The sequence below is a fragment of the Pseudomonas sp. GW821-FHT01E05 genome, assembly GCF_059422425.1.
The window spans coordinates 148,550-161,731 of sequence record NZ_JBWKWW010000012.1; the positions used below are offsets into that span (position 1 = coordinate 148,550).

General features: G+C 58.7%; 10 protein-coding genes and 1 pseudogene. 4 read left to right on the forward strand and 7 right to left on the reverse strand.

Annotated elements, in window-relative coordinates; all coding sequences use genetic code 11:
* Positions 1–12: 12 nt before the first annotated feature.
* From ftsA to lpxC, 3 genes are all read left to right on the forward strand, one after another.
* Positions 13–1,275 (forward strand): cell division protein FtsA, encoded by a 1,263-nt coding sequence (ftsA, locus tag AC07W5_RS24330; RefSeq protein WP_489376406.1) that lies wholly within the window; start codon positions 13–15, stop codon positions 1,273–1,275.
* Positions 1,276–1,347: 72 nt separating this feature from the next.
* Positions 1,348–2,535, forward strand: coding sequence for a cell division protein FtsZ (gene ftsZ, locus AC07W5_RS24335; RefSeq protein WP_489073363.1), 1,188 nt, complete (start codon positions 1,348–1,350; stop codon positions 2,533–2,535).
* Between the two features lie 112 nt (positions 2,536–2,647).
* Entirely contained in the window at positions 2,648–3,559 is a 912-nt protein-coding gene (lpxC, locus tag AC07W5_RS24340; protein ID WP_494991870.1) for a UDP-3-O-acyl-N-acetylglucosamine deacetylase, read from the forward strand.
* A 206-nt stretch (positions 3,560–3,765) separates the two neighbouring features.
* Here the strand turns inward: lpxC and AC07W5_RS24345 are convergent, their stop codons facing one another.
* The 7 genes and pseudogenes from AC07W5_RS24345 to AC07W5_RS24375 form a co-directional block, all read right to left on the reverse strand.
* Positions 3,766–5,259 (reverse strand): diguanylate cyclase, encoded by a 1,494-nt coding sequence (locus AC07W5_RS24345; RefSeq protein WP_495024477.1) that lies wholly within the window; start codon positions 5,257–5,259, stop codon positions 3,766–3,768.
* Between the two features lie 148 nt (positions 5,260–5,407).
* Positions 5,408–5,500, reverse strand: a pseudogene (locus AC07W5_RS24350) (hypothetical protein); the annotation flags it as partial.
* A 337-nt stretch (positions 5,501–5,837) separates the two neighbouring features.
* A complete protein-coding gene (locus AC07W5_RS24355) occupies positions 5,838–6,062 on the reverse strand; it encodes a hypothetical protein (protein WP_495024478.1) in 225 nt (74 codons plus the stop codon).
* A gap of 266 nt (positions 6,063–6,328) precedes the next feature.
* A complete protein-coding gene (locus AC07W5_RS24360; protein ID WP_495024479.1) occupies positions 6,329–7,693 on the reverse strand; it encodes a heavy metal sensor histidine kinase in 1,365 nt (454 codons plus the stop codon).
* On the reverse strand, positions 7,683–8,357 hold the full coding sequence (locus tag AC07W5_RS24365) for a heavy metal response regulator transcription factor (protein ID WP_489376411.1): 675 nt from the start codon (positions 8,355–8,357) through the stop codon (positions 7,683–7,685). The genes AC07W5_RS24360 and AC07W5_RS24365 overlap by 11 nt, the downstream gene beginning before the upstream one ends.
* Positions 8,358–8,366: 9 nt before the next feature.
* Entirely contained in the window at positions 8,367–11,462 is a 3,096-nt protein-coding gene (locus AC07W5_RS24370) for a multidrug efflux RND transporter permease subunit (protein WP_495024480.1), read from the reverse strand.
* Positions 11,459–12,628, reverse strand: a complete 1,170-nt coding sequence (locus AC07W5_RS24375; protein WP_495011162.1) for an efflux RND transporter periplasmic adaptor subunit — start codon at positions 12,626–12,628, stop codon at positions 11,459–11,461. Before AC07W5_RS24375 ends, AC07W5_RS24370 begins: the two co-directional genes overlap by 4 nt.
* Positions 12,629–12,855: 227 nt before the next feature.
* Between AC07W5_RS24375 and AC07W5_RS24380 the strand changes: the two genes are divergently transcribed.
* Entirely contained in the window at positions 12,856–13,113 is a 258-nt protein-coding gene (locus AC07W5_RS24380; protein ID WP_494991877.1) for a hypothetical protein, read from the forward strand.
* Positions 13,114–13,182 lie beyond the last annotated feature (69 nt).

Below are 13,182 nucleotides of genomic sequence, written 5' to 3' on the forward strand. Positions count from 1 at the left end.
GAGGCAGGACCAATGGCTAATGTGCAAAGCGGCAAAATGATCGTCGGTCTTGATATCGGCACTTCCAAGGTGGTGGCACTGGTGGGCGAGGTCGCGGCCGATGGCACGCTGGAAATCGTCGGTATCGGCACTCATCCATCCCGTGGCCTGAAGAAGGGCGTGGTGGTGAATATCGAATCCACCGTGCAGTCGATCCAGCGCGCTATCGAAGAAGCGCAATTGATGGCCGGGTGCCGCATTCACTCGGCGTTCGTCGGTGTGGCGGGCAATCACATTCGCAGCCTGAACTCCCACGGCATCGTGGCGATTCGTGATCGCGAAGTCAGCTCGGCGGATCTGGAGCGGGTACTCGACGCGGCCCAGGCTGTAGCGATCCCTGCGGACCAGCGTGTCTTGCACACCTTGCCTCAGGATTACGTAATCGATAACCAGGAAGGCGTGCGTGAGCCTCTGGGCATGTCCGGCGTACGTCTGGAAGCCAAGGTCCACGTGGTCACCTGCGCCGTGAACGCGGCACAGAACATTGAAAAGTGCGTGCGTCGCTGCGGTCTCGAAATCGACGACATCATTCTCGAGCAGTTGGCCTCTGCTTACTCGGTGCTGACCGATGACGAGAAAGAGCTTGGCGTGTGCCTGGTGGACATCGGTGGCGGCACCACTGATATCGCGATCTTCACCGAAGGCGCGATTCGCCATACGGCGGTGATCCCGATTGCAGGCGATCAAGTGACCAACGACATCGCCATGGCGTTGCGCACTCCGACCCAGTACGCCGAAGAAATCAAGATTCGCTACGCCTGCGCCCTGGCCAAACTGGCCGGTGCCGGTGAAACCATCAAGGTCCCAAGCGTCGGTGATCGTCCGCCGCGCGAGCTGTCCCGTCAGGCCCTGGCTGAAGTGGTCGAGCCGCGTTACGACGAGCTGTTCACGCTGATTCAGGCCGAACTGCGTCGCAGCGGTTATGAAGACCTGATTCCGGCCGGCATCGTGCTGACCGGCGGTACTTCGAAGATGGAAGGCGCGGTGGAGCTTGCCGAAGAGATTTTCCACATGCCGGTCCGCCTTGGCGTACCCCATGGCGTCAAAGGCCTCGACGATGTCGTGCGCAACCCGATTTATTCCACCGGTGTGGGCTTGCTGATGTACGGGCTGCAAAAACAGTCCGATGGCGTGTCCTTCTCCGGGATCAGCAGCAACCGAGACAGCTACAGCAGTGACGAGGCCAAGACGCCTCTTTTCGATCGTCTCAGAAGCTGGGTTCAGGGCAACTTCTAAAGATTTACAGCAAGACAGTTTCAAAGTGGCAGCAGTAGGCGAAAAAACTAGAGAAATGAAAGGAGAGGGAAAATGTTCGAACTCGTAGACAACATCCCCGCAAGCCCGGTTATTAAAGTTATCGGTGTTGGCGGAGGCGGCGGCAACGCTGTCAATCACATGGTCAAGAGCAACATTGAAGGCGTTGAATTCATTTGCGCCAACACTGATGCCCAGGCGCTGAAGAGCATCGGCGCGCGGACCATCCTGCAACTGGGCACCGGCGTGACCAAAGGTCTGGGCGCTGGCGCCAATCCGGAAGTGGGCCGTCAGGCCGCTCTGGAAGACCGTGAGCGTATTGCCGAAGTGCTGCAGGGCACTAACATGGTGTTCATCACCACGGGCATGGGTGGCGGTACTGGTACCGGTGCTGCGCCGATCATCGCCGAAGTGGCCAAGGAAATGGGCATCCTCACCGTTGCGGTGGTGACGCGTCCGTTCCCGTTCGAAGGTCGCAAGCGCATGCAGATTGCCGATGAAGGCATCCGCCTGCTGTCGGAAAGCGTCGACTCGTTGATCACCATTCCCAACGAGAAACTGCTGACCATTCTCGGTAAAGACGCGAGCCTTCTGTCGGCTTTCGCCAAGGCTGACGATGTACTGGCCGGTGCCGTTCGCGGTATCTCCGACATCATCAAGCGCCCAGGCATGATCAACGTCGACTTTGCCGACGTGCGTACCGTGATGAGCGAAATGGGCATGGCGATGATGGGCACTGGCTGCGCCAGCGGTCCGAACCGTGCACGTGAAGCGACTGAAGCGGCGATCCGCAACCCGTTGCTCGAAGACGTGAACCTGCAAGGTGCACGCGGCATCCTGGTAAACATCACCGCCGGTCCCGACCTGTCTCTGGGTGAGTACTCGGACGTTGGTAGCATCATTGAAGCCTTCGCTTCCGAGCATGCAATGGTCAAGGTCGGTACTGTTATCGATCCGGACATGCGCGACGAGCTGCACGTGACTGTGGTTGCCACAGGTCTGGGTGCTAAAATCGAGAAGCCTGTAAAGGTCATCGACAATACCGTTCATACCTCCATGGCCGCTCAATCGCCAGCACCTTCGCGTCAGGAAATGCCGTCGGTGAACTACCGCGATCTGGACCGTCCAACCGTGATGCGCAACCAGGCTCAGGCCAGTGCTGCGACCGCGGCGAAGATGAATCCGCAGGATGATCTGGACTATCTGGACATCCCGGCATTCCTGCGTCGCCAGGCCGATTGATGGAATGTATCAGGGGTATTAGGGTGATTGGTGTTCAGCAAAGGCCTGGTCTGCTATTATCGCCAGCCTTTGTTGATACCAGTTCGCAATTTGCGCTGAAGCGGCCCAAGCCATGATTAAACAACGCACCCTGAAAAATATTATCCGTGCCACAGGTGTAGGTCTGCACTCCGGGGAGAAGGTATACCTGACCCTCAAGCCTGCACCTGTAGACACCGGCATTGTGTTTTGTCGTGCCGACCTGGACCCTGTGGTGCAGATTCCTGCTCGCGCGGAAAATGTTGGTGAAACCACTATGTCGACCACACTGGTCAACGGTGACACCAAAGTGGACACGGTGGAGCACTTGCTCTCGGCCATGGCTGGCCTGGGCATCGATAACGCCTACGTCGAGCTCTCCGCGTCCGAAGTCCCGATCATGGATGGTAGCGCTGGACCCTTCGTATTCCTGATTCAATCTGCCGGCCTGGAAGAACAGGACGCAGCCAAGAAGTTCATCCGCATCCTGCGTGAAGTGACAGTGGAAGACGGCGACAAGCGCGCCACTTTCGTCCCTTTCGAAGGCTTCAAAGTGAGCTTCGAGATCGATTTCGATCACCCGGTGTTCCGTGACCGCACTCAAAGTGCCAGCGTGGATTTTTCCAGCACTTCGTTCGTAAAAGAAGTCAGCCGCGCCCGGACCTTTGGTTTCATGAGTGATATCGAGTACCTGCGCAAGCACAACCTCGCACTCGGCGGTAGCGTTGAAAACGCCATCGTGGTCGACGCGGATGGTGTACTGAACGAAGACGGCCTTCGCTATGAAGACGAATTCGTGAAGCACAAGATCCTCGATGCAATTGGTGACCTCTACCTGCTGGGCAACAGCCTGATAGGTGAGTTCCGCGGCTTCAAGTCGGGGCATGCACTGAACAACCAGCTTCTGCGCAAATTGATTGAGCAGAAAGATGCCTGGGAAGTCGTGACCTTCGAAGATGCCAGCACTGCACCGATCTCTTACATGCGTCCCGTTGCGGCAGTGTAAGTAACACTCTCTTTCTTTAGTTTTTAAAGGCTGCCTTCGGGTGGCCTTTTTTTATGTCCGTAGGAGCGAGGCTTGCCCGCGATGGCGGCAAATCTGACACTCCGCGTCATCGTTCATCGCGAGCAAGCTCGGCTCCTACAGGTGTCCGCGTTTCCTTGCAGGCGCGAGGCTTGCCCTGGATGGGGCCGCTATTCGCAACGTGGATGTCAGCCTGTAACCACCCGATTTCGCCCACTGTATTTGGCCTGATAGAGCGCTGTGTCGGCAGCGAACAGCAGTGTCTCCAGGCTTTCCCCGGGCTCTCCCGACCAAGTGCCCAGGCCGATGCTCACGGTGATTGGCAAATTGTCGCCATTGATCGGTGCAAGCACTTCGACGGCGGCGCGGATGTTCTCGGCAATGCGCAACGCGCCAAGGGTATCGGTTTCGGCCAGGACCACGGCAAACTCCTCGCCGCCATAACGGGCGACAAGGTCCGCCGGGCGACGGATATGCTCGCTGATCACACTGGCGACCGTGCGCAGCGCCTCGTCACCGACCTGATGGCCGTGCCGGTCGTTGAAGGCCTTGAAATGATCCGCATCGATCATCAGTACCGACAATGGCTTGCCCGAACGCTGTGCGCGAACCCACTCACGGCTGAGTACCTGATCCAGTGTTCTACGGTTGGCCACACCGGTCAGTGCATCGGTTGCGGCCAGTTGCGCCAGTTCCTGCTCGGCGTTGTGGCGCAGACGCAGCTCGCGGCACAGCAGCCAGGTCAGCCAGAGCAGGCCGATGCAAAGCACGCCGGTGGCGCTGCTGATCAGTATTGCGGTGCGCTTCCATGAGGCAAGTACCTCATCGGTCGAGAGTGCTACCACGACGATTAATGGCAGTTTGCCAACCCGGGAGAAGGTGTACAGCCGCTGTCGGTGATCGAGGCTCGAGACACTGTTAAAGCTGCCATTGCCTTCTCGCAGAATGCGCATGAAGTTTGGCCGGTTACTGAAGTCCTTGCCGATCAGGTCATCGGCCAGGGGCGGCTCCTGGGCCAGCAGGACACCGTCAGTGCTGATCAGATTGACCGAACTGTCACGATCGATAGTCAAACTCCTGAACAGTTGATTGAAGTATCTCAGGCGCATGGCCGCTTGGGCGACACCGAGAAATTCGCCCTGTTGGGATGAAATGCGTCGACTGAAGCTGATGAGCCAGTCGTGATTGGCGCGTCTGGCCCTGAACGGCCGGCTGATAAACATTCCAGGATCGGGATTGTTTACATGGGACTGAAAGTATTCACGGTCGGCGAAGTTACCCGTTCGAGGTTCAACTGAGGCCGAGTCGGCGAGGACGTCGCCGTGTTGATCGAGTAACAGAATGTCGCCTTTATGGGGGGCGGCAGTTGCTCGATCGAACATCGCCAGATGACGTATTTGCGGGGAAGCCGTCCTGAGGTCGGTACGCTGCGAAGCGGCAATCAATCCCAGCAAGGACAGGTCATAGAGCTCGACATTGCGCAGCACGTCGGCGTCGATCAACTGCACAATGTTGGAGGCAGCACGAGCTGCGGCTAACTCGGCACTACGGTGTTCGCGGATCAGCAGAAAGGTCACGATGCTCAGAATGGCAATCACAGTCAGCGAACTGCCGAGAATCAGGATCCACTCCGACCGGCTGACGGGGGGCGGGCGCGGGGATGTTGCACTGCTCACACTCATGGTTCTGACTTCTGCTGTCTGGGCGGTAATGAAGTTGTTGCGAGGGAAGCGGGCAGAGTGACAGAGACCTGTTGCGCCTATGGCGCATGTATAAATCCCGGGCATAAAAAAGGCCAGCAAAACGTGCTGGCCTTTTGCTTATATGAGCTTAGAACACATTCAACGGGTAATCGACGATCACTCGGTAATCGTCGACATCGCGCTTCCGGTGCCTGGCGTTCTTACCGTCGGCGCTGTACCAGGTCTTGAGCATCGAGCTTGAGGCTGGAACCTTCAACGAACTTCGGTTGAGTCGTTTGCTGCATAGGCGTTTGGGGCGATCGTTACAGTAAGTGCAATGAACAGAGGGCTGAATTTGAATGCACGACTCACGTGAAGTAGAACGCCTTTGATCAATAATGGCCGTTGTTATTTTTTGCACCTGTATAAATACGGCGGGTATTTCTCAAGAGAAAACCAGGCAGGTCGGTGTTTATACACAGCGAAAAAAAAAGCCGCTGATAGCAGCGGCTTTGAAGACAACTTCTCAGGAGAAAGAGCCCAGAGAAGTGTCGAGGGAAACAGAGCGATGGTGCTGATCAGCTGTCTTTCTCAACCTGTGGTTGCGCCTGATTGGCTGACGTTTGTCGGGATTGCTCAGGATTTTGCGCCTTGGCAGTCAACTCGGCCTGGGACTTTTCGAAGGCATTGGCGCGTGCGGCATTTTGCGCAATGAATGCTGGAGAGTCTTTGGCCATGGCGAAGGGTGACAGGAATAAAGAAGACAAAACGAAAGCGCTGGTAATACCCATGGCGTTGGACATCTTGAAGACCTTCTTGCAGAGCAAGTGTTAGTGAGTGCGGCAAAAGTAACGGTCTTCAAGGTCGGGAAAAAGAGCGGATTGCATAAAGGACTGTTGCCTTTACAGTAATAGTCAGGAGCCTGATCGTTCCCACGCTCTTGATCGTTCCCACGCTCCGCGTGGGAATGCAGCCCGTGACGCTCCGCGTCACAATCGAAGCGGACGCGGAGCGTCCAGTGAGGCATTCCCACGCGGAGCGTGGGAACGATCGCAACGATCATCAGGGGCTAAATCGGCAGGTAAATACCGAATGTATTCATTCCGTCATTGCTGCGCACAAACACATCGCCGCCGTGCATCAACGCAATGGCCTTGACGATGGCCAGTCCCAATCCATGGTTGGCGCCGCTGTTGCTGCGCGAGGCATCGACCCGGTAGAAGCGTTCAAACAACCGCGACAGGTGTTCGCTGGCGATAGCCTTGCCGGGGTTGGCGACACCGATGGCAACCTGGTGTTCTTGCACCTCGATCTGTACACGGATGACTTGTCCGGGGGCGGTGTGTTGCACGGCATTGTTCAGCAGATTGATCAGCGCCCGACGCAGATGGGCTTTTTCGATTTGCACGTTGGCGTCGCCGCTGACTTCGACTTTCACCTGAGCGTCTTCGAGAATGAAGTCCAGATAATCCAGAGTCGTCGCGACTTCATCGGCCAGTGACGTCGGGGTGAGTTTGGTGGCTTTGCTGCCTTGGTCGGCGCTGGCCAGAAACAGCATGTCATTGATGATTGACCTCAGTCTCTCAAGCTCTTCGAGGTTCGATTGCAGGACTTCGAAGTAGTGCTCGGCCGAACGCCCGCGAGTCAGTGCGACCTGGGTCTGGCCAATCAGGTTGGTCAGGGGCGAGCGTAACTCGTGGGCCACATCGGCGTTGAACGACTCAAGGCGTGAATAGGCTTGCTCGACCCGTTCCAGTGTCGAGTTGAAGGCGCTGACGAATTGATTGAGTTCCGGCGGCAACGGTGACAGTTGCAGGCGTCCGGACAGCAACGGCGGCGCTAGACGTTGAGCTTCCTGGGACAACTTTATCAATGGCTTCAGACCGATCCGTGCGACCCAATAGCCCAAGACCGAGGCCAGTAACACACCGACGATGGCCAGGCTGATCAGGGCGATCAGCAAGTGATGCTGGGTCTGGGAGAAGGTCTCGGTGTCGATGCCGATCAGAAAGCGCAGCGGTGGTTGCTGGTCCTTGGCCGGGAGTTGGCTGACCAACACTTTCAGCGGATAAGGATGGTCCGGCAAGGTCAAGTCACGCATGCCCAAAGGTCCTTGGGCAAAGGCGCGAATTTGTGCGTCCGGGGCGCCATATTCATAGCCGGCATCACTGCTGACCACCCAGAAACGGATGCGTTTGTCTTCTTCGCCGAGCAGCTTGAGCTTGGCGTTGATCTTCACCCAGTGTTCGGGTGTGCCATCGCGGTTGAGGGCCGATTCGAGCACGCTGTAGCGCGCAACCAGTTCGGCTTCGGGCAGCAGGCCCAGGCCTTTGTCGACTTGTTGATAGAGCGCCCAGCCAATCAGCAGGAACACCAGCAAAGCCACCAGGGTGAACATGCCGCTCAGACGTAACGCAATGGAGTTAGACACCACGGCTCTCCAGCACATACCCCATGCCGCGAATGGTGTGCAGCAGTTTCTCTTCGAACGGTCCGTCGAGCTTGGCCCGCAGGCGTTTGATCGCCACTTCGACGACATTCGCATCGCTGTCGAAATTGATGTCCCAGACCATTTCGGCAATAGCGGTTTTCGAGAGGATTTCACCCTGACGCCGGGCCAGCACGCTGAGCAGCGAAAACTCCTTGGCGGTCAGGTCCAGGCGCGTGCCGGCCCGGCTGGCCTTGCGGCTGATCAAATCTATCCACAGGTCGGCGATGCTGATCTGCACCGGCTCATGACCGCCGCTGCGGCGGGTCAATGCCTGTAAACGCGCCACCAGTTCGAGAAAGGAAAAGGGTTTGCCGAGGTAGTCATCGGCGCCGTCGCGCAGGCCCTTGATCCGGTCTTCGACGCGCTCGCGGGCGGTGAGCATGATCACCGGGGTTTGCTTGCGCGCACGCAGCGCACGCAGCACGCCAAAACCATCGAGGCCGGGTAGCATTACATCGAGCACGATCACCGCGTAATCGCTTTCCAGCGCCAGGTGCAGACCTTCGACGCCGTCCCGGGCCAGGTCCACGGTGTAGCCTTGTTCGGTCAAACCGCGATGCAGGTAATCCGCGGTTTTTTCTTCGTCTTCGATAATCAGAACGCGCATGACCCCGCCTCAGTCAGTGGTCGCCAGCACTGGGGCTGGTTTGGGCCGATGGAATAGCCGCTCAAGCCACAAGTATATGACCGGTGTGGTGAACAACGTCAGCGCCTGACTCACCAGCAGTCCGCCAACCACGGCGATCCCCAGCGGCTGGCGCAGTTCGGCGCCGGTGCCATAGCCGAGCATTAGCGGCAGGGCACCGAGCAGCGCGGCGAGGGTGGTCATGATGATTGGCCGGAACCGGATGAGGCAGGCCTGGTAGATGGCCTCTTGCGGCGCTAGCCCACCTTTGCGTTGGGCTTCGAGGGCAAAGTCGATCATCAGGATGCCGTTTTTCTTGACGATCCCGATCAGCAGCACCAGGCCGATCAACGCCATGACCGAGAAGTCCTGGCCCCAGATCCACAGCATCAGCAGGGCGCCAAGGCCGGCCGAGGGCAAGGTCGAGATGATCGTCAGTGGATGCACGAAGCTCTCATAGAGCACGCCGAGAATGATGTAGACCGCCACCAGCGCCGCGAGAATCAGCCATGGCTGGCTGGCCAGCGAGCTTTGGAACGCCTGGGCTGCGCCCTGGAAATTGCCAATGATCGAGGCGGGCACACCGATCTCGTTCTTCGCCTGGTTGAGCATGATCACCGCATCGCCCAACGCCACGCCGGGGGCGAGGTTGAATGACAAGTTGGCGGCCGGGAACATCCCGTCATGGGCAATGGACAGCGGCCCGACAGTGGGCGGATCGACCTTGGCCAGCGCCGACAACGGGACCATCTGGCCACTGAGGGGCGAACGCAGGTAGAAGTAATTCAGGCTTTCGGCCTTGCCGCGCTGCTTGGCGTCGAGTTCGAGGATCACGTTGTATTGGTTGGTCTCGGTCTGGTATTCGTTGACCTGACGCTGGCCAAACGCATCGTAAAGCGCTTGGTCGACATCGCTGGCATTCAGGCCGAAACGCGCTGCCGCGCTGCGGTCGATGCTGATGTGGGTAATGCTGCCGCCCAGTTGCAAGTCGTTGGAAATGTCACGGAACGCCGGGTTGGTTCGCAGTTTTTCCGTCAGACGCTGGGTCCAGGTATTCAGGGTTGGTCCATCGTTGCTCTTGAGCACGTATTGGTATTGGCTGCGACTCGGCCCAGAGCTGAGGTTGATATCCTGGCCGGCCCGCAGATAGAGGACGATCCCCGGAACCTTGGCCAGTTGCGCACGGATCCGGTCGATGAACTGGCTGGCGCTGACGTCGCGTTGACTGCGGTCTTTCAAGGCGATCCAGAAGCGGCCGTTGGCGATGGTCTGGTTGCTGCCGGTCACGCCCACGGAATGGGAGAACGATTGAACCGCCGGGTCCGCGTTGACGATTTTCGCCAGCGCCAGGTGTTTGGCCACCATGTCCGGGTAGGACACATCGGCCGCCGCTTCACTGGTCCCGAGCACGAAACCGGTGTCCTGCACCGGAAAGAAACCTTTGGGAATGATCACGTAACCGACGATCGCCATGGCGAACGTCAGGCCGAAAATCCCGAGCATCAGCCGTTGGTGGGCGAGGGCGCGCCGCAGGCCTTTTTCGTAGAGCGCCAGCAGTCGTTCGCCGAAGCCGGGTTTGGTATGGGCATTGTGTCCCGGGGCTCGCATAAACAGTGCGGCCAGGGTTGGTGCCAGGGTCAACGACACCACCACCGAAATCAAAATGGTCGAGGTCGCGGTCAGGGCGAACTCCTTGAACAGCCGTCCGACCACACCACCCATGAACAGCAACGGGATAAACGCCGCCACCAGCGAGAAGCTGATGGAGACCACCGTAAACCCGATCTCGCCGGCGCCCTTGATTGCAGCCTCGCGCATGCCGTCACCGGCCTCGAGGTGACGGTGAATGTTCTCCACCACAACGATCGCATCGTCCACCACAAAACCCACGGAGATCACGATCGCCACCAGGGTCAGGTTGTTCAGGCTGAAACCCATCGCGTACATCAGCGCTAAACTGGCGATCAGCGACACGCCAAGCACGCTGGAAACAATCATCGTCGCCGACCACTGGCGCAGGAACAGCGCCATCACCGCGATCACCAGAAACACAGCAATCAGCAGGGTGATTTCCACCTCATGCAACGAGGCGCGGATGGTCCTGGTCCGGTCCGAGAGTACGGTCACTTGCACCGTGGCCGGGAGCATCGCTTGCAGGCGCGGCAGTTCAGCCTGGATGCGGTCGACGGTCCCGACGATGTTGGCGCCGGGCTGACGGAAGATCACCAGGTTCAACCCTGGTTGATCACCGGACCAGGCCTGAACGTAGGCGTTTTCCGAGCCATCGATCACCCGCGCGACATCTTTGAGGTGGACCGGTGCACCGTCCTTGTAGGAGACGATCAACTGCCCATACTCCTCGGGGTGAAACAACTGGTCGTTGGTCGACAGCGTGGAAATGCTCGACGGGCCGTATAGCGCACCCTTGGCCAGATTCAAGCTAGCCTGCTGCAGGGCTACCCGGATATCGGCCAGGGTCAGACCTACGGCCGCCAGTCTGTCCGGCGCGACCTGGACGCGGATGGCCGGGCGTTGCTGGCCAGTGACGTAGATCTGGCCGACACCGTCGATCTGGCTGAGCTGCCGCGCCAGCAGGGTTTCCACATAGTCGCTGAGTTCGGTGCCGGGCATCTGCGTCGAGCTGATAGCGAGGATCAGAACCGGGCTGTCGGCCGGGTTGAGTTTCCTCCAGGTCGGCAGGCTCGGTATGTCTTTGGGCAGCTTGCCGGAGGCGGTGTTGATCGCCGCCTGAACTTCCTGGGCTGCGGTGTCGATGCTTTTGTTGAGGGTAAATTGCAGCGTCAGGTTGGTAGAGCCCAAGGCACTGCTGGAGGTCATTTGGGTCATGCCGGGGATGGCGCTGAACTGTACTTCCAGTGGCGTGGCCACTGAGGAGGCCATGGTGTCCGGGCTGGCACCGGGCAACTGCGCAGTGACCTGGATGGTCGGAAACTCCGCTTCCGGCAACGGCGCGATGGGCAGTCGCGGGAAGGCGATCAGCCCCAGCAGCACCAGCGCAAAGGTCAGCAGAAGGGTAGAGACCGGGTGATCGATGCACCAGGCCGAAACCGAGCCATGGCCCTTCATGGTTGCAGCTCCGATTTCGCGGTTTGAATGACCGGTGTCGGCTCATTGAGTACCTCGATCCTGGAACCTGCCTTGAGCCGCGACTGGCCGTCGCTCACCAGCACATCACCGGGCTGCACACCCTTGATGATGTTCAGGTCACTGCCCTGATAAACCATCTGCACCGGCACCACTTCCACTTCGTCGGCTTTGACCCGATAGACGAAATACTGATCGAGCCCGCGTTGCACCACGGATGGCGGCACTACCAAGGCATCTTTGTCGAGGGCGGTCTGGATCTTGATGGTCACCAATTGCCCTGGCCAGAGCTTTTGCCCGGCGTTACTGAATTCGGCCTTGGCGCGAATGGTCCCGGTGTTGGTGTTGATCTGGTTGTCGATCAGGGTCATATGGCCTTCACCGAGCAAGTCGCCGGTTACACCATCGGTGTCGGCGCCAAGATAGGCGTTGACCTGGGTTTGGGTCTGGGCGCCGATCAGTCTTTGCAGGGTCGGCAGCATCTGTTGCGGCAGGGAGAACTCGACGGCGATCGGGTCGATCTGGGTCACTGAGAACAAGCCTTGGGTATCGCTCATGCGCAGAAAGTTGCCTTCATCGACGGAGCGAATGCCAACTCGACCGGTCACCGGAGAGTGAATTTGGGTGTAGGACAGTTGGACTTGCGCAGCGTCAATGGCCGCCTGATTGCCTTGCGCGGTGGCTTTCAACTGGTTCACCAGCGCCAGTTGCTGATCGTAGGTCTGCCTGGAGACGCCATCATCGACGCTTAGCAGTTTGTATCGCTTGAGATTGACCTCGGCCACTTGCAGCTGCGCCTGGTTTTGCCCCAGCTGAGCGCGGGCCTGATCGAGGCTGGCGCGAATCGAGCGATCGTCGAGGGTGGCCAGCAGATCACCGGTTTTTACCAGCTGGCCTTCCTTGACCCACAGTTTGGTCAGGATGCCATCGATCTGCGGCCGGATGATTACGCTGTGCAACGACAACACTGAGCCGATGCTGCTGACATAGCGTGGCACGTCCTTCTGCTCGACGCTGATCACCCGCACTGGAATCGCGCTCGGCGCCGCCGGTTTGGCGGTGGTCGGCCCGGTCACAAACCAGGTGGCCATTGCGGCCAAGGCAATCAGCAATCCTGCGATCAACACCGTTTTTTTTTGAATACGCATGCTTGTAGGACGCCAGAGCAAAGTGGTCGAGGGATTTGGCCAGTATCAATGGCTTACTTATAGTCCTCAAACCCGGTCAGCAAAATGACTGCTAACTGACAGCGCTGTCAGTAATGGCTGACCATTCGCGCGGTGCGCAGGTTAAAGATCGCAGTCGCACAGGTATACTGCCGGCTTCTGCGGCCCGTCACCCCGGCCAGATCCATTTTTACACCCTTGGAGCTTTCATGACTTCCCGTAAACAACCGCCTGCTGCTGACGTCCAGAGCGAGGAACAGGCTGACCTGCAAAACAGCGTCGACTCCAGCGCAGACACCGAAGACAAAGCCGCAATCCCAGCGTTCAAGTTCCCGTTCAAGCCGGGCGAGCTTGCCGCGGCGAAGAATGCCAGCCAGCCTTGGTATAAAAACGGTGCCAAGAACGGCCACACCAAGACTCCGGGCGCAGCGCCTCCCGGCACCCGTCGCTCGATGGGCAAGCGCTGAGTCATTGATCCGGATGGATCGTTGGATCGTTCCCACGCTCCTGCGTGGGAATGCCTCACTGGGCGCTCC

What these genes read in the sequence shown, in the direction of transcription:
- ftsA (WP_489376406.1), top strand. Translation starts at nt 13, where the DNA reads ATGGCTAATGTGCAAAGCGGCAAAATGATCGTCGGTCTTGATATCGGC.
- ftsZ (WP_489073363.1), top strand. Translation starts at nt 1,348, where the DNA reads ATGTTCGAACTCGTAGACAACATCCCCGCAAGCCCGGTTATTAAAGTT.
- lpxC (WP_494991870.1), top strand. Translation starts at nt 2,648, where the DNA reads ATGATTAAACAACGCACCCTGAAAAATATTATCCGTGCCACAGGTGTA.
- AC07W5_RS24345 (WP_495024477.1), bottom strand. Translation starts at nt 5,259, where the DNA reads ATGAGTGTGAGCAGTGCAACATCCCCGCGCCCGCCCCCCGTCAGCCGG.
- AC07W5_RS24355 (WP_495024478.1), bottom strand. Translation starts at nt 6,062, where the DNA reads ATGTCCAACGCCATGGGTATTACCAGCGCTTTCGTTTTGTCTTCTTTA.
- AC07W5_RS24365 (WP_489376411.1), bottom strand. Translation starts at nt 8,357, where the DNA reads ATGCGCGTTCTGATTATCGAAGACGAAGAAAAAACCGCGGATTACCTG.
- AC07W5_RS24370 (WP_495024480.1), bottom strand. Translation starts at nt 11,462, where the DNA reads ATGAAGGGCCATGGCTCGGTTTCGGCCTGGTGCATCGATCACCCGGTC.
- AC07W5_RS24375 (WP_495011162.1), bottom strand. Translation starts at nt 12,628, where the DNA reads ATGCGTATTCAAAAAAAAACGGTGTTGATCGCAGGATTGCTGATTGCC.
- AC07W5_RS24380 (WP_494991877.1), top strand. Translation starts at nt 12,856, where the DNA reads ATGACTTCCCGTAAACAACCGCCTGCTGCTGACGTCCAGAGCGAGGAA.